Source organism: Azospirillum fermentarium (assembly GCF_025961205.1).
Lineage (GTDB): Bacteria > Pseudomonadota > Alphaproteobacteria > Azospirillales > Azospirillaceae > Azospirillum > Azospirillum fermentarium.
On the sequence record NZ_JAOQNH010000003.1, the window covers coordinates 392,501 to 407,641 of the forward strand.

The following is a 15,141-nucleotide window of genomic DNA, read 5'->3' on the forward strand; positions in this document are numbered from 1 at the left end:
TGTCCTTCGTCGCCCCGTCGCCGGTGCTGGCCGGCAAGGCCGACGACACGCTGAACATCGCCTGGGCCGGCGAACTGCCCACGCTCGACCGCTACTTCAACGTCCTGCGCGAAGGCGAACTCGTCGCCCGCATGGTCTTCGACTCGCTGCTGACCGTCGATCCGCAGACCTTCGACTACAAGCCGTTGCTGGCGTCCTCGTACCGCTTCGCCGACAACCGGACGATCGAGTTCGAACTGCGCCGGGACGTGCGCTTCCACGACGGCCAGCCGTTCGACGCCGACGACGTGGTCTACACGCTGAACCTGATGGCCGACCCGGCGACCAGGGTTCTCAGCCGCCAGAACGTCGACTGGATCGAGAAGGTCGAGAAGATCGACTCCCACAAGGTGCGCCTGATCATGAAGGCGCCGACGCCGCTGGCCCTGGAGTATCTGGCCGGGCCGCTGCTGATCTATCCGCACGGCTACTATTCCAAGGTCGGCAGCCAGGGCATGGGCCTGCGGCCGGTCGGCACCGGCCCCTACAAGGTGACCGCCTTCGATCCCGGCAAGCGCATCGTCTTCGAGGCCAACCGCGACTATTTCGACGGCAGCCCCAAGGGCCGCCCGGCCATCGGCCGCGTCGTCCAGCGCACCATTCCCGACCAGAACACCCAGATCGCCGAGCTGCTCAGCGGCGGCGTCGATTGGATCTGGAACGTGCCCAACGACCAGGCGGCCAAGCTCGCGGCGATGCCCAACGTCGTGGTGCAGAACGCGCAGACCATGCGCTTCGGCTATCTGGCGTTCGACGCCTCCAACCGCACCGGCCACGCCGCAGCGGTCAACGACGCCCGGGTCCGGCAGGCGATCGCCCATTCCATCGACCGCAAGACGATCGTCAAGCGGCTGGTCCGCGGCGCCTCGGAGGTTATCGACGCTGTCTGCTTCCCCACCCAGTTCGGCTGCACCCAGCAGGTCGCCACCTACGACTACGACCCTGCCAAGGCGAAGGCGCTGCTGGCCGAGGCCGGCTATCCCAACGGCCTCGACATCGAGTTCCACGCCTACCGCGACCGTCCCGTCGCCGAGGCGATGATCGGCTACATGAAGGCCGTCGGCATCAACGCCAAGCTCACCTACCTGCAGTACGAGGCGCTGCGGGACAAGGTTTTCAGCGGCGAGATCGACTTCACCTTCATGTCCTGGGGCTCCTATTCGATCAACGACGCGGCGGCCAGCGTCAGCCAGTTCTTCAAGGGCTCGAAGGACGACTACGCCCGCGACCCGCAGGTGATCGGCTGGCTGGAGGGTGCGGATTCCGCGGTGGACCCGGCGGTGCGCAAGGATCTCTACGGCAAGGCGCTGCGCCGCATCGCCGAACAGGCCTACTGGCTGCCGCTGTTCACCTACAACGTCAACTACGTCCACAGCAAGGACATCGCCTTTACCCCGACGGCGGACGAGATCCCGCGCTTCTATGCGGTGACCTGGAAGTAAACCGGGCACCCTCCGCCTTCATCTCCCTTCATTGGAGTCCGCCATGCTGGCCTACAGCTTGAAGCGTCTGCTTCTGGCCGTGCTGGTCGCCGTCACGGTTTCCGTCGGATCCTTCGTCCTGCTGCGCGCGGCGGGGGATCCGGCGGTGGCCATGGCCGGCCATTCCGCCACGGCGTCCGACATCGAGTTCATCCGCGAAACCTACGGCTTCAACCGGCCCCTGGCCGTCCAGTACGCCGACTGGCTGGTCAAGGCGCTGCAGGGCGATTTCGGGGAAAGCCTGTATTTCCGCATGCCGGTCAGCCGCATGCTGGCCGACAAGCTGCCGACCACCATGACGCTGGGCGGGCTGGCGCTGGCCTTCGCGCTGTGCGTCGGGCTGCCGCTCGGCATTGTCGCGGCGATCCGCCCCAACAGCTGGATCGACCGCACGGCGCTCCTGGTCTCCGTCGTCGGGCAGGCGATGCCGACCTTCTGGTTCGCCCTGGTGCTGGTGGTGCTGTTCAGCATCACCTTTCCGCTGCTGCCGCCGTCGGGCTCGGGAAGCTGGAAACACTTCGTCATGCCGACCGTGGTGCTCGGCTACTACGCCACCCCGGCGATCATGCGGCTGACGCGGGCGGGCATGCTGGAGGTGCTGGCCTCCGACTACATCCGCACGGCGCGGGCCAAGGGGCTGCACCCGGCGGTGGTCCTGCTCAAGCACGCCCTGCGCAACGCCGTCATCCCGGTGGTCAGCCTGTCGGCGGTGCAGTTCGGCTTCATGCTGGGCGGCTCGGTGGTGGTGGAGACGGTGTTCGCGCTGCACGGCACCGGCCAGCTCGCCTGGGAATCGATCAGCCGCTCGGACCTGCCGACGGTGCAGGCCATCGTGCTGGTGCTCTCCGGCCTCTACGTCGTCCTCAGCCTGATCGCCGACCTTCTCAACGCGTGGCTCGACCCGCGCATCCGGGTGGCTTGAATGACCATGACCGAAACCGTCCGGGCACCGGCCGCTCCGGCCGCCGCTCCGCCGCCGCCGACCCCCGGGCAGATCCTGCGCCGCCGCATCCTCGGCCACTGGAGTCTGCTGGGCGGGCTCGCCGTGCTCGGCCTGATCCTCCTGCTCGCCGTGCTGGCTCCCCTCGTCTCGCCCGACGATCCCTACCGGCAGGATCTCGTGGAGCGGCTGGTGCCGCCGGTGTGGAACGCCGAGGGAAGCTGGGCCCACCCGTTCGGCACCGACCACCTCGGCCGCGACTATCTCAGCCGGCTGCTGTACGGCGCCCGCGTGTCGCTGCTGATCGGCTTCGCCGCGGCGCTCGGCTCCGGGGTGATCGGCACGGCGCTCGGCATCTGCGCCGGCTATTTCCGCGGGCGCGTCGATATGCTGGTGACCTTTCTGGTGACCGTGCGGTTGTCCACCCCGGTGGTGCTGGTGGCGCTGGCGGTGGTGGCGCTGTTCGGCGGCTCGCTGGAGGTGGTCATCCTGGTGTTGAGCGCACTGCTGTGGGATCGCTTCGCCATCGTCATGCGCACCTCCACCATCCAGGCCACCAGCCAGGACTATGTGCTGGCGGCGCAGGCGGTGGGCTGCTCGGTGCCGCGCATCGTCTTCGGCGAGATCCTGCCGAACGTGCTCAACAACCTCATCATCGTCGCCACGCTGGAGATGGCGCACGCCATCCTGCTGGAAGCGGCGCTGTCGTTCCTCGGCCTGGGCGTGCAGCCGCCGCTGCCGTCCTGGGGCCTGATGGTCGCCGAGGGGCGCGCCAACCTCTTCTTCGAACCCTGGCTCATCGCCATTCCGGGCGTCGCCCTGTTCCTGCTGGTGCTGGCCATCAATCTGGTCGGCGACGGCATCCGCGACGTTACCGCCCCGGACGGCCGCACGTGAGGTCCCCGTCATGACCCCCATCCTCGACGTCGAAGGGCTGTGCGTCGATATCCCGACGCCGGCCGGAACCCTGCACGCCGTCCGCGATGTCTCCTTCCAGGTCGGCAAGGGCGAGATCCTCTGCATCGTCGGCGAGTCCGGCTGCGGAAAGTCGCTGACCTCGCTGGCTCTCATGGACCTGCTGCCGGCGCGCGCCCGGCGCGGTGCCCGGCGGCTGTCCTTCGCCGGCACCGACCTGGGCACCCTGTCGCCCCGGGCGATGCGCAGCCTGCGCGGCAACCGCATGGCGATGATCTTCCAGGAGCCGATGACCTCGCTCAACCCGGCCTTCACCATCGGCAACCAGATGGCCGAGGCGCTGCGCTGCCACGCCCGCGTCAGCACGGCCGAGGCGCGCGAGCGGGCGGCCGAGCTGCTGGCGCTGGTCGGCGTTCCCGCCGGGCGGGATCGGCTGAACCAGTACCCGCACCAGCTTTCCGGCGGCCTGCGGCAGCGGGTGATGATCGCCATGGCGCTGATGGGCTCGCCCGACCTGCTCATCGCCGACGAGCCGACGACCGCGCTGGACGTCACCATCCAGGCGCAGATCCTGCACCTGCTGGAGGAACTGCGCGACCGCACCGGGCTGTCGATCATCCTCATCACCCACGACCTCGGCGTCGTGGCCCAGCTCGCCGACCGGGTTGTCGTCATGTACGCCGGTTCGGTGGTGGAGGAGGGGCCGGTGGACGCGGTTTTCGGCCAGCCGGCCCATCCCTACACGCGGGGCCTGCTGGACTGCGTTCCGGTTCCCGGACGCACGCCGCCGGGCTCGCTCCTGGGCTCGATCCCCGGCGTCGTGCCGAGCCTGATCGGCGCGATCCCCGGCTGCCCCTTCGCGGCCCGGTGCGGCTTCGCCTCGGACGCCTGTCTGACCCGTCCCCCACCCCTGCGGCCGGCCGGCGCCGGCCGCAGCTTCCGTTGCGTCCTGGAGGGCTCGGCATGATCCCCGTCACCATTCCCGGCCCGGAGCGGGCCCTGTCCACCCAAGCCGTCCTCGAACTGCGGGGCGTCAGCCACACCTTTCAGGTCCGCCGCTCGCCGTTCCGCCGGAGCGTGCCGCTGCGCGCGGTGGACGACGTGTCGCTGTGCGTGCACCGGGGCGAGGTGCTGGGGCTGGTCGGCGAGTCCGGCTGCGGCAAGAGCACCTTGTCCAGGATCCTGCTGGGCCTCCTGCCGCCCAGCGCCGGCGAGGTGCTGCTCGACGGCGCCGCGGTGGCGGGGACCGGGCAGGCGGCGTTCGCCCGGCGGGTCCAGCCGGTGTTCCAGGATCCCTATTCGTCGCTGAACCCGCGCAAGACCGTCGCTCAGATCATCGGCCTGCCGCTGGCGGTGCACGGCATCGGCGACCGTGCGGGCCGGCGTCAGGCGGTCGCCGCCATGCTCGACCGCGTCGGGCTGCCGCGGCGCGTCCTGGACACCTACCCCAAGCAGCTTTCCGGCGGCCAGCGGCAGCGCGTCGCCATCGCCCGCGCCCTGATCATGCGCCCCGAGGTGGTGGTCTGCGACGAGCCGACCTCGGCCCTTGACGTCTCGGTGCAGGCACAGATCCTCAACCTGCTGATCGAGCTGCGCCGCGAGTTCGACCTCGGCATGCTGATGATCAGCCACAACCTCGCGGTCATCGAGCACATGGCGACCTGGATCGCCGTCATGTATCTCGGCCGCATCGTCGAATCCGGGCCGACCCGCGCGATCTTCGAGCAGCCGCGGCATCCCTACACGCGGGCGCTGCTCCAGTCGGTGCTGACGACCGTTCCCGGCCACGGCATCCCCGATCCGTTGCCGGGAACCGCGATCCCCAACCCGGTGGACCGCCCGTCCGGCTGCGCCTTCCACCCGCGCTGCCCGCTGGCGACCGACCAGTGCCGCACCGTCCCGCCGCCGCGCGCCGCCGGCGCCGGCCGCGGCGGGTTCGTCGAGTGCCATCTGTCCCCGGCCGGCGGCGCGGAGGCAACATGACCATGACTTGGGGCAACTACGGCGGTCCGCACGCCCTCGTCACCGACGAGCGCCACATCCCGGCCAAGGATGCCGGAATCCAGCTCTACCTGCGCAACAAGCGCCCCGCCGGCGCCGCGGCGTTCGGGCCGGAGCGCACGGTGCTGCTGGTGCACGGCTCCAGCTACCCGGCCCACACCGCCTTCGACCTGGCCCTCGACGGCATGTCGTGGATGGACTACATCGCCGGACGGGGCTTCGACGTCCATTGCCTGGACCTGCGCGGCTTCGGGCGCTCCACCCGCCCGCCGGAAATGGACCGCGCCGCCGCCGCGGGGGAGCCGGTCGTGGACACCCGCACCGCCCTGCGCGACGTCGCCGCCGCCGTGGAGCACATCCTGGAGAGCCGCTCCATCGACCGGCTCTGCCTGATCGGCTGGTCGTGGGGCGCCACGCTGGTCGGCGCCTACACCGCCGAGCACGGCGAGCGCGTGGAACGGCTGGTGCTCTACGCCCCGCAATGGCTGCGCGACACCCCGCACCCGGCGGGCGGCCGCACGCCGCTGGGCGCCTACCGCACCATCACGCGGGCGGACGCCCGGCAGCGCTGGCTGTCCGGCGTGCCGGAGGACCGGCGGGACGCGCTGGTGCCGCCGGCGTGGTTCGACGCCTGGGCCAGCGCGACTTTCGCCTCCGACGCCGTGGGCGCGGCGCAGGAGCCGCCGGTCATCCGCGCCCCGAACGGGAACATCGCGGACTCCATGACCTACTGGTGCTCCGGGCGGCCGCTCTACGACCCCGGGCGGATCCAGGCCCCCACGCTGGTGGTGGTCGGCGCCTGGGATGCCGACACCCCGGTCGCAATGGCCGAGCAGGTCTTCCGGGGGCTGGGGGCGTCCCATCGCCGCATGGTGGTGATCGGCGACGCCACCCATACCGTCCTGCTGGAGCGCAACCGCATGCAGCTGTTCGGCGAGACGCAACTTTTCCTCGAAGAGCAGGGGTGAGGCGATGAGGATCGTCGTCGCCCCGGACTCCTTCAAGGGATCGCTGAGCGCCGCCGGGGCGGCGGCGGCGATCGCCCGCGGCCTGGCCGCGGTGCTGCCCGACGCGGAGGTGGTCACGCTTCCCATGGCCGACGGCGGGGAGGGCACCGTCGATGCCTTTCTCGCTCTCCTCGGCGGCGTGCGGAAAGCCGTCACGGTGGGGGATCCCTTCGGCCGGCCGGTCGAGGCCGGTTTCGGCTGGATGCCCGACGCCCGGCTGGCGGTGATCGAGGTTGCTGCGGCATCCGGGCTGCCGTTGCTCGCCGGCGAGCGTTTGGATCCCTTGCGCGCCTCGACGTTCGGGACCGGGCAACTCGTCCGCGCGGCGCTCGATCTGGGCGCGCAGGCCATCATCATCGGTCTCGGCGGCAGCGCCACCGTCGATGGCGGCAGCGGTTTCCTGGAGGCGCTCGGCGCCCGCTTCCTCGATGCCGGCGGGCAGCCGCTGCGGGGATCCGGTGGCGCCCTGCCGCGCATCGCCCGCGTCGATCTCGCGGGCCTCGATGGCCGCCTGCATCAGGTGGCCATCACCTCGGCCTGTGATGTCACCAACCCACTCCTTGGGCCGGCGGGCGCGGTGCGGGTCTTCGGCCCGCAGAAGGGCGCCGATGCGGAAGCGCAGGACGCGCTGGAGGCCGGCATGGCCCGCTATGCGGACGCGGTGTGTGCGGCGGTCAGCCGCGACGCGCGCGCGATGGCAGGCGCCGGTGCGGCCGGCGGCCTCGGCTTCGCGCTTGCGGGGGTTCTGGGGGCGGACCTCGCCAGCGGCTTCACGCTCATCGCCGATCTCGGCCGCCTGCGCGCGGTGATCGCGTCCGCCGATCTGGTGGTGACGGGCGAGGGGCGGCTCGACACGCAATCGCTCGGCGGCAAGGTGCCGGTGGGCGTGGCGCGCCTCGCCGCGCCGGCTGGCGTGCCGGTGGTGGCCTTCGCCGGCAGCCTTGCCGGCGACGTGGACGCCTTCCGCGGGGAAGGCATCACGCTGGCGCTGCCCATCGTTGACGCCCCGATGCCCCTGGAGCGGGCCATGGCCGACGCCGAAGCCCTGCTGGAAAGGGCGGCCAGCCGTTTTGCCCGGGCGCTCGCGCTGGGGCATGGCCTGGGGCGTGCGCCATGATCCCCGGGCGGCGTTTCTGATGGCGCTTGTACCGCCACGCGGCGTACGGCGGTGGCCAGACGCATCGGCATCAAGAAAGCGAAGGTTGGACTTGCCCTGGAAAAGTGGAGAGCCATTTGCTCGCAGTCAGGCAAGCCGCCTCGAACTGGATGGGGCTTTTGTAACCCAAGGCAGTATGGCGCCGCTTGGGATTATCGAAACCGTCGATGAATATGCCAACCGCACATTCGGCTTGCCATCGTGACAGAAAAACCATTCTCCAGATCAGCTCAGATTTCAGGATTTTCTGATGCTCGTCCGAACAATATTGACTGCTCCCGTCGGAGTGATGCACCAGACCGGGTTCTGGCACGCAGCAAGGCTGTTATCGCCAGGTTCTTCTTCATATGGTCGCTGACCGCCCAGCCAACCACACGCCGTGAGTAGAGGTCGATCACCACGGCCAGGGACAGCCACCCCTGCGCCGCCCGCAGGACACACCCGCTGCTTTCAATTCAGCATTCAGGCGGGGGCTCCCGCAGGTCTCATGCGAAAGTTTGAAACGATGACGGATATGCGCCAGCAAAACCATGTCAGCATGGTGCCGAAGATTCCGACGTGATCTTCGTCGGCTTCACACCAACACCTCCATCAGACCAAAATTTTAGGCCGATGGCTCTCCACTTTTCCAGGGAAAGTCCATTCCGCGTCTTGGCGATCGCGCAGGCGGCGCAGCAGATCGGCCTGCTTTTCCTCGGGTGAGGTCCACATCCCGAGCTTTGCCGCCGTCAACTGCGCAAGGAGCTCGGCGAACTGCCCGGTCTTGATGCTGGACGTCATGCTATGCCAGAAAGCCGAAATTGGATGAGAGCGCCACACGATTTCTCCCGCTGGTAGGTTGGAGAGGTCATCCCCTTAAAGAAAGCGAAGTGATTACCATATTGTGCCCATGAAACGAGAGACGGGCCGGCAAGCCGACCCGTTTCCACGTTAGACATCCGAGAATGTGGCTGTTGATTTTCCTTGGGTTTCTTTGCGCCGGATTTAGCGTAAAACTCTAGCGCCCCCAACGAAATCAACAACTTACATCAAACGGAGTAATACATCTTGTACTCGATCGGGTGCGGCATGGTTTCGAAGGCCATCAGCTCTTCGGTGCGCAGGTCGATGTAGGACTCGATGAAGTCCTTCGTGAAGACATCGCCCTTCTGCAGGAAGGCGCTGTCGGCACGCAGGCTGTCGAGCGCTTCACGCAGCGAACCGCAGACGGTCGGAACCTGGGCCAGCTCTTCCGGCGGCAGGTCGTACAGGTTCTTGTCCATGGCATCGCCGGGATGGATCTTGTTCTGGATACCATCCAGGCCGGCCATCAGCATGGCGGCGAAGGCCAGATACGGGTTGGCCGACGGATCGGGGAAGCGGACTTCCACGCGCTTGCCCTTCGGCGAGGCCACGTACGGGATACGGCAGGAGGCCGAACGGTTGCGGGCCGAGTAGGCCAGCAGCACCGGGGCTTCATAGCCGGGGACCAGACGCTTGTAGCTGTTGGTCGAGGGGTTGGTGAAGGCGTTCAGCGCCTTGGCATGCTTGATGATGCCGCCGATGTAGTACAGCGCCAGCTCCGACAGGTCGGCGTACTGGTTGCCGGCGAACAGCGGCTGGCCGTCCTTCCAGATCGACTGGTGGCAGTGCATGCCCGAGCCGTTGTCGCCGAACACCGGCTTCGGCATGAAGGTCGCGGTCTTGCCGTACGCATGCGCGACGTTGTGCACGACGTACTTGTAGTACTGCATGTTGTCGGCGGTGCGGACCAGCGTGTCGAACTTGATGCCCAGTTCGTGCTGCGAGGCCGCCACTTCATGGTGGTGCTTTTCGACCGGCACGCCCATTTCGGCCAGCACGCTCAGCATTTCGGCGCGCAGGTCGTTGGCGCTGTCCACCGGCGGAACCGGGAAGTAGCCGCCCTTGATGCCCGGGCGGTGACCCAGGTTGCCTTCCGGATAGTCGCGGCCGGAGGTGTAGGGGCCTTCTTCCGAGTTGAACTCGTAGGAGACCTTGTGCATGTCCACCTGGAACTTCACGTCGTCGAAGACGAAGAATTCGGCTTCGGGACCGAAGAACACGGTGTCGCCGATGCCGGCGGAAGCGGTGTACTTCTCAGCGGCCTTGGCGATGCCGCGCGGGCAGCGGGCGTAGTTCTGGCCGGTGGAGGGTTCCAGCACGTCGCACAGGATGTTCAGCGTCGGCTGGGCGGCGAACGGGTCCATGATGGCGGTGGAGGCGTCGAGCTTCAGGATCATGTCCGACTCGTTGATCGCCTTCCAGCCGGCGATCGACGAACCGTCGAACATGATGCCGTCCTCGAAAACGTCCTCATCGATCGTCGAGACGTGCTGGGCGGTGTGATGCAGCTTGCCCCGCGGATCCGTGAAGCGGAGGTCCACGTACTTGACGTCGTGTTCCTTAATCAGGTCGAAGACCTTGCTGATGTCGGACATGTCTTATTTTCCACGCTGGTAAGGACGTTTTTGGTACCCGCCCGCGTCGCGTCCGCCCGCCGGTCCCGGCGGAATGCCGCGGGGCCTCAGTCGGGAACGGGTGACGGCGCGTGCGGGCGCTTTATGTCATGCCTTGCCCCGCCGTACAACGAGCCTTTGCCGGCCCGTGGAAAAAGCGGGGGAACCCGTGTGCATGCGGACGGGATGCCCGGCGGGGCGGGATCAGATGGCGTCGTTCCCCTTTTCGCCGGTGCGGATGCGGATCACCTCTTCAACCGGCGTCACGAAGATCTTGCCGTCACCGATGCGGCCCGTGTGGGCGGCCTGCTGGATCGCCTCGATCGCGCGCTCGACCAGGGTGTCTTCCATCACCACCTCGATCTTCACCTTCGGCAGAAAGTCCACGACGTATTCCGCGCCGCGGTAAAGCTCGGTGTGGCCCTTCTGGCGGCCGAAGCCCTTGGCCTCGGTGACGGTGATCCCCTTGATCCCGACTTCGTGAAGGGCCTCCTTCACCTCGTCGAGCTTGAACGGCTTGATGATGGCTTCGATCTTCTTCATGGGTCTCTCGTGTACGAGGTGCCAACGCCAGCGGGCGCCGTCCGCGCCGCGCCGGCATCCTGAACCGTTGCATGGATCGTGCCACATCGGGCCGTGGGGCGCGGTGCCAGCCCCAGGCCGTTTGTGGGTGTTCATGCCACCGGGATCGGCAGTCGTGTGCCGACGGATGAAGCGAAGTGAATATTATTTAGGCAAAAGACGCAAGCTGGCCGCACCGCCGCCCGAACAGAAAGTTAAACCGCCCAGACCCGCGCAAGCTCCGTTCCGGCGGAAAAAATGCGCCTTCGAAAAAACAGGGCTTGACCGCCCGGCGAAACTGTCGCATAAGCCCGCCCACGGCGGCGGTGGTAGCTCAGTTGGTAGAGCTCTCGGTTGTGGTCCGAGTGGTCGTGGGTTCGAGTCCCATCCATCGCCCCATCTTCTTCTGATTGCGGTTCGGCGCTTGGCGCATGAAACCGCAGGCACGGCCCTGGATAAGCGGTATTCCATCCGCAATCCGGGGTTTTTGTGTTTTTCACCTTGTGTTCCGCTATAGTCATTCATCCCGTTCCAACCGCAGGCAAAGGGGTGACCGTTGTTCCGAGAGAACAGGCTGAAGCGCACGCTGGCCGCCGGACGCCCGGCGCTGGGGTGCTGGCTGGACATGGCAAGCCCGGTCGCGGCGGAGATCATCGGGCTGGCCGGCTATGATTTCGTGGTGATCGACCACGAACACGGGCCGGGCACGCTGGCCGACGGGCAGCATCTGCTCCAGGCGCTGTCGGGCACCGCGGCCACGGCGGTGATGCGGGTGCCATCCAACGACCCCGTCTATCTCAAGCGCGCGCTCGATCTGGGGGTGGAGGGGATCATGGTCCCCTCGGTCAATTCCGCCGACGAGGCGCGGGCGGTGGTGGCCGCCTGCCGCTACCCGCCCGCCGGCATCCGCGGGGCGGCCTACGGCATGGCCCGCGGCGCCGATTACGGGCTGGCGGGCACCCGCTACCGCGACACAGCCGCCGACGAGTTGTTCATCATCTGCCAGATCGAAACCGCGGATGCGGTGGCGGCGGTGCCGGACATCGCCGCGGTGCCGGGGGTGGATTGCCTGTTCATCGGCCCCTACGACCTGTCGGGCAGCATCGGGCGGCTGGGCCGCTTCGACGAGCCCGAGGTGGCGGTCCTGCTGGACCGGGCGGAGCGGGCCATTCTGAACACCGGCACCGTTTACGGCACCATCCCGGTGCCGGGGCGGCCCATGGAAACCCTGCTGGAGCGCGGCTGCCGGCTGGTGGTGGCCGGCGGCGACATCGGGTTCGTGCGCCAGGGCGCCGTGGCGCAGGTGGAGGCGTTCCGCCGCGCCGTGGAGGAACGATGACGGGCGGAACGGAACTTCTGACCACCGGCCAGATGGGGCGGGCCGACGCGCTGGCCATGGAAAGCGGCGTGCCGGGGCCGGTGCTGATGGACAACGCCGGCACGGCGGTGGCCTCCGCCATCCTGGCGCGGTGGAGCCGGCGCCCGGTGGTGGTGCTGTGCGGTCCCGGCAACAACGGCGGCGACGGCTTCGTCATCGCCCGCCGGCTGACGGAGGCCGGGTGGCCGGTGCGGCTGGGTCTTCTGGGCGACCGCGGGCGGCTGGCCGGCGATGCCGCCGGGGCCGCGGCGCTGTGGACCGGCAGCGTGGAGGCCGCCACGCCGGCCCTGCTGGCCGCCGACCCGGCGGCGGGCGAGCCGCTGGTGGTGGACGCCCTGTTCGGGGCCGGGCTGTCGCGCCCGCTGGACGGCATGGCGCTGGGGCTGGTGCGGGCCATGGCCGGGCGCACGGTGGTGGCGGTGGATGTGCCCAGCGGCGTGCATGGCGACACGGGTGCGGTGCTGGGCGATGCGCCCACGGCGGCGCTGACCGTCACCTTCTTCCGGCCCAAGCCGGGGCACCGGCTGCTGCCGGGGCGGCTGCGCTGCGGCGAACTGGTGGTGGCCGACATCGGCATTCCGCCCGCCGTGCTCGATGTCATCGGCCCGCGGCAATGGGACAACGGCCCGGCCCTGTGGGGCGCGCGCTATCCCTGGCCGGCGCCCGACGGGCACAAATTCGCCCGCGGCCACGCGCTGGTGCTGGGCGGCGGGCGCATGACCGGCGCGGCGCGGCTGGCGGCGCGGGCCGCCTTGCGCGTGGGGGCCGGGCTGGTGACGGTGGCGTGCCCGGCGGCGGCGTTTCCCATCTATGCCGCCGGCTCCCCCAGCCTGCTGATCGAGCCCTTGGGGGAAGAGGGGGATTTCGCCGCCCTGCTGGCCGACACCCGCCGCAACGCCCTGCTGCTCGGCCCTGGTGCCGGGCGGACGCCGGCGGTGCGGCGGCAGGTGCTGGCGGCGGTGGGCAGCGGGCGGGGGTGCGTGCTGGACGCCGACGCGCTCAGCGTCTTCGCCCCCGATCCGGCGGCCCTGCTGAACCGGCTGCACGGGGCGTGCGTGCTGACGCCCCACGACGGCGAATACGCCCGCCTGTTCCCCGGAGTGACGGCGGACGGGCCGGCGGGCGACCGGCTGGCGCGGGCGCGGGCGGCGGCGGAGCGCTGCGGGGCGGTGGTCCTGCTCAAGGGGGCCGACACGGTGATTGCCGCCGCCGACGGGCGGGCGGCCATCAACGCCAACGCCCCCCCCGATCTGGCGACCGCCGGGGCGGGGGACGTGCTGGCCGGGCTGATCGCCGGGCTGCTGGCCCAGGGCATGGACGCCTTCGGCGCGGCGTGCGCCGGGGCGTGGCTGCATGGGGCGGCGGCGGCGGTCTTCGGCCCCGGCCTGATTGCCGAAGACCTGCCCGACACGCTGCCCGCCGTGCTGCGGGCGCTGAAGGCGGGAAAGCCGGTTCAGCCGGCCTGAACGGTGCAGGTCAGGCCCAGCATTTCCGCCGTGTTGGCCACCGCCGACAGGCAGGCGTCGGCGCGGTCCGGCGGCAACGACACCGCGAAGCGGATGACGTAGCGCCCGTCCTCGCCGCCGGGCAGGGTCTGGGCCTCCAGCCGCACGATGTTGGCGGTGGACTGGGTGAAGATCTCCGACAGGCGGGCGATCAGCCCCGGCTGGTCGCCGCCGCTCACCTCGATCCGGTGGGTGACCAGCCCCAGCGGGCCGGGGTTGGGGTCATAGGTGAAGGGGGTGACGGTCAGCCGCGCCCCGTCCAGTTCCGTCAGCGCCGACAGACTGTCGGTCAGCGCCGCCACCGTCAGCCCGTCCGGCAATTCGCACACCGCCGAGAAATCCGCCCCCTGGCCCAGGGCGGCGAAGCTGACGTCGCGCAGGTTCACCCCCTGCTCGAACAGAGCGCCGGTCACCGCCGACACCAGCCCCACCCGGTCGGGGCCCAGCACCGACACCAGAGCCACCGATTCCGTCGATTTGGTCATTCTCTTTTCCTCCCGTTGGCCGGTTTCAGGGCAGCGAGTATCCCCGATCCGGCGGCGGGAGGGGATAGGAATCCTTGCCGGCGGGGCATGGCTAGCATTGCCGTTCGACCGCCCGGGCGCAGTCGATGGCCATCGAGACGTCATAGCTTACAACGCTGAATTTCACGAAAGCCCCGATGATACGGGTGATGGGGTCATTGTCCTGATGAAGCATCGCGGTGCCGATGCCCGACAGGGCGCCACGAAATGCCGATCCCAGAACGGCGTCGAGATCGATGGTCCCGTTTTGCAGGCCGGACGACGCGGCGCTGCACACGGCCGCTGCCGCGCCGCCGGTCAAGATCACATTGCTTTCGGATTTCGTTTCCAAAAAGCTCTGGCACGCCGTTTCGCCCACCAGTGCGACGTAGCACAGGGCCTGCCGTTTGGATATTTCCGCTGGGGCGCATCGGTGGCTGACGGATGGCGGGCGATAGGACACGGCGGGTTGCACGGCCGGAGGCTGGACATGGGGTGGCTGTTCGACGCTCCGTGGTAACTCATCCTGGCTGTGGTACAGCCTCAGGGTGTAGCGGTCTCCCCGGGTGACTATAGGTTCTTCCGCCGCACTGTCCCGGGCTGCCGCCATGATGGCAGCGAGGACCACAGCGGCTTCGGAGGATGTGTAGGGGCCTGATGACACGGCATACCAGCCATTGAGCGCCAGCAGCACCAGATAGGGCTCGGGTTGCGGGGCCCTGTGTTGCAAGGACCGGGCAATTTCGACCGCATCGTCGGCGGATGACCGGCTGGCCACCTGTACCCAGCGCATGCCATCCCGTGCCCATGCGCCGGGTGTAAGGGGCAGGCTGGCAAGGGAGTCGAGCGCCGTCTTTCGTCCGCGGTAGGCGGATTCGATGCAGGACGCGTCCACCGAGCCGTAGCCGGTCCGGCATCGTGTGTTCCGGTCTTGAATCCAGCGGATCTGCCCCTTTTTCAACAGGTCGGCATCGCTGGGGGACAGGGTGCGGATGTAGCTGCGGTAGGACGCGCTCATCTCGCGGTCCAGAAAAGACAGATCCCGATTGTGACAGACGAACACTTCGACGGCATCGCTCACGGCGGTGCAATCGTAGCTGGGGGAATAGGTTTGGGCATGGGCCAGTCCGGCGATGCCCAGGAACAAGGCCGTCAAAAGGCAGAGGAAACCATACATGCGTCCGCCCCACGTTCTGAGA

At 68.7% G+C, this 15,141-nt stretch carries 14 protein-coding genes, 1 tRNA gene and 1 pseudogene (1 of these 16 running past the window's edge); 10 read left to right on the top strand and 6 right to left on the bottom strand.

The window, feature by feature from the left end; genetic code table 11:
- The 7 genes in view from M2352_RS22015 to M2352_RS22045 are tightly spaced (at most 43 nt apart) and all read left to right on the top strand, a layout consistent with a single transcriptional unit that may run on beyond the window.
- A protein-coding gene (locus tag M2352_RS22015) for an ABC transporter substrate-binding protein (protein ID WP_264666678.1) crosses the window boundary here: on the top strand, positions 1-1,481 show its 3' portion. The gene continues 49 nt to the left of window position 1, outside the view; 1,481 of the gene's 1,530 nt are visible here — the last part of the coding sequence; its start codon lies off the left edge, out of view; its stop codon occupies positions 1,479-1,481.
- A gap of 43 nt (positions 1,482-1,524) precedes the next feature.
- The gene (locus M2352_RS22020; protein ID WP_264666679.1) at positions 1,525-2,442 is read left to right on the top strand and encodes an ABC transporter permease; all 918 of its coding nucleotides are present in this window, start codon (positions 1,525-1,527) and stop codon (positions 2,440-2,442) included.
- Positions 2,443-3,357 carry an ABC transporter permease gene (locus M2352_RS22025; RefSeq protein WP_264666680.1) on the top strand — a complete coding sequence of 305 codons (915 nt, stop codon included), beginning with the start codon at positions 2,443-2,445 and terminating at the stop codon, positions 3,355-3,357.
- Positions 3,358-3,367: 10 nt separating this feature from the next.
- Complete coding sequence (locus tag M2352_RS22030) at positions 3,368-4,342, top strand: ABC transporter ATP-binding protein (protein ID WP_264666681.1); 975 nt, start codon at positions 3,368-3,370, stop codon at positions 4,340-4,342.
- A complete protein-coding gene (locus M2352_RS22035; protein ID WP_264666682.1) occupies positions 4,339-5,358 on the top strand; it encodes an ABC transporter ATP-binding protein in 1,020 nt (339 codons plus the stop codon). Before M2352_RS22030 ends, M2352_RS22035 begins: the two co-directional genes overlap by 4 nt.
- The gene (locus M2352_RS22040) at positions 5,355-6,344 is read left to right on the top strand and encodes an alpha/beta hydrolase (protein ID WP_264666683.1); all 990 of its coding nucleotides are present in this window, start codon (positions 5,355-5,357) and stop codon (positions 6,342-6,344) included. Before M2352_RS22035 ends, M2352_RS22040 begins: the two co-directional genes overlap by 4 nt.
- Positions 6,345-6,348: 4 nt before the next feature.
- The gene (locus M2352_RS22045) at positions 6,349-7,500 is read left to right on the top strand and encodes a glycerate kinase (RefSeq protein WP_264666684.1); all 1,152 of its coding nucleotides are present in this window, start codon (positions 6,349-6,351) and stop codon (positions 7,498-7,500) included.
- A gap of 70 nt (positions 7,501-7,570) precedes the next feature.
- Here the strand turns inward: M2352_RS22045 and M2352_RS22050 are convergent.
- The 4 genes and pseudogenes from M2352_RS22050 to M2352_RS22065 all read right to left on the bottom strand — a co-directional run.
- Positions 7,571-8,086 (bottom strand): annotated as a pseudogene (locus M2352_RS22050) (DDE-type integrase/transposase/recombinase); the annotation flags it as partial.
- A gap of 44 nt (positions 8,087-8,130) precedes the next feature.
- Positions 8,131-8,319 (bottom strand): hypothetical protein, encoded by a 189-nt coding sequence (locus M2352_RS22055; protein ID WP_264666685.1) that lies wholly within the window; start codon positions 8,317-8,319, stop codon positions 8,131-8,133.
- Between the two features lie 248 nt (positions 8,320-8,567).
- Complete coding sequence (glnA, locus tag M2352_RS22060; RefSeq protein WP_264666686.1) at positions 8,568-9,977, bottom strand: type I glutamate--ammonia ligase; 1,410 nt, start codon at positions 9,975-9,977, stop codon at positions 8,568-8,570.
- 222 nt (positions 9,978-10,199) lie between these two features.
- Positions 10,200-10,538 carry a P-II family nitrogen regulator gene (locus M2352_RS22065; RefSeq protein ID WP_264666687.1) on the bottom strand — a complete coding sequence of 113 codons (339 nt, stop codon included), beginning with the start codon at positions 10,536-10,538 and terminating at the stop codon, positions 10,200-10,202.
- Positions 10,539-10,879: 341 nt separating this feature from the next.
- Between M2352_RS22065 and M2352_RS22070 the strand changes: the two genes are divergently transcribed.
- From M2352_RS22070 to M2352_RS22080, 3 genes are all read left to right on the top strand, one after another.
- Positions 10,880-10,955 (top strand) — tRNA-His (locus tag M2352_RS22070).
- Positions 10,956-11,112: 157 nt separating this feature from the next.
- Positions 11,113-11,895: an HpcH/HpaI aldolase family protein gene (locus M2352_RS22075; RefSeq protein ID WP_264666688.1), complete on the top strand. Its 783-nt coding sequence runs from the start codon at positions 11,113-11,115 to the stop codon at positions 11,893-11,895.
- Complete coding sequence (locus tag M2352_RS22080; protein WP_264666689.1) at positions 11,892-13,400, top strand: NAD(P)H-hydrate dehydratase; 1,509 nt, start codon at positions 11,892-11,894, stop codon at positions 13,398-13,400. The genes M2352_RS22075 and M2352_RS22080 overlap by 4 nt, the downstream gene beginning before the upstream one ends.
- Here the strand turns inward: M2352_RS22080 and M2352_RS22085 are convergent.
- The gene (locus tag M2352_RS22085) at positions 13,388-13,924 is read right to left on the bottom strand and encodes a glycine cleavage system protein R (protein ID WP_264666690.1); all 537 of its coding nucleotides are present in this window, start codon (positions 13,922-13,924) and stop codon (positions 13,388-13,390) included. The genes M2352_RS22080 and M2352_RS22085 overlap by 13 nt on opposite strands.
- 91 nt (positions 13,925-14,015) lie before the next feature.
- Positions 14,016-15,119: a lysozyme inhibitor LprI family protein gene (locus M2352_RS22090; RefSeq protein ID WP_264666691.1), complete on the bottom strand. Its 1,104-nt coding sequence runs from the start codon at positions 15,117-15,119 to the stop codon at positions 14,016-14,018.
- Between the last annotated feature and the right edge of the window lie 22 nt (positions 15,120-15,141).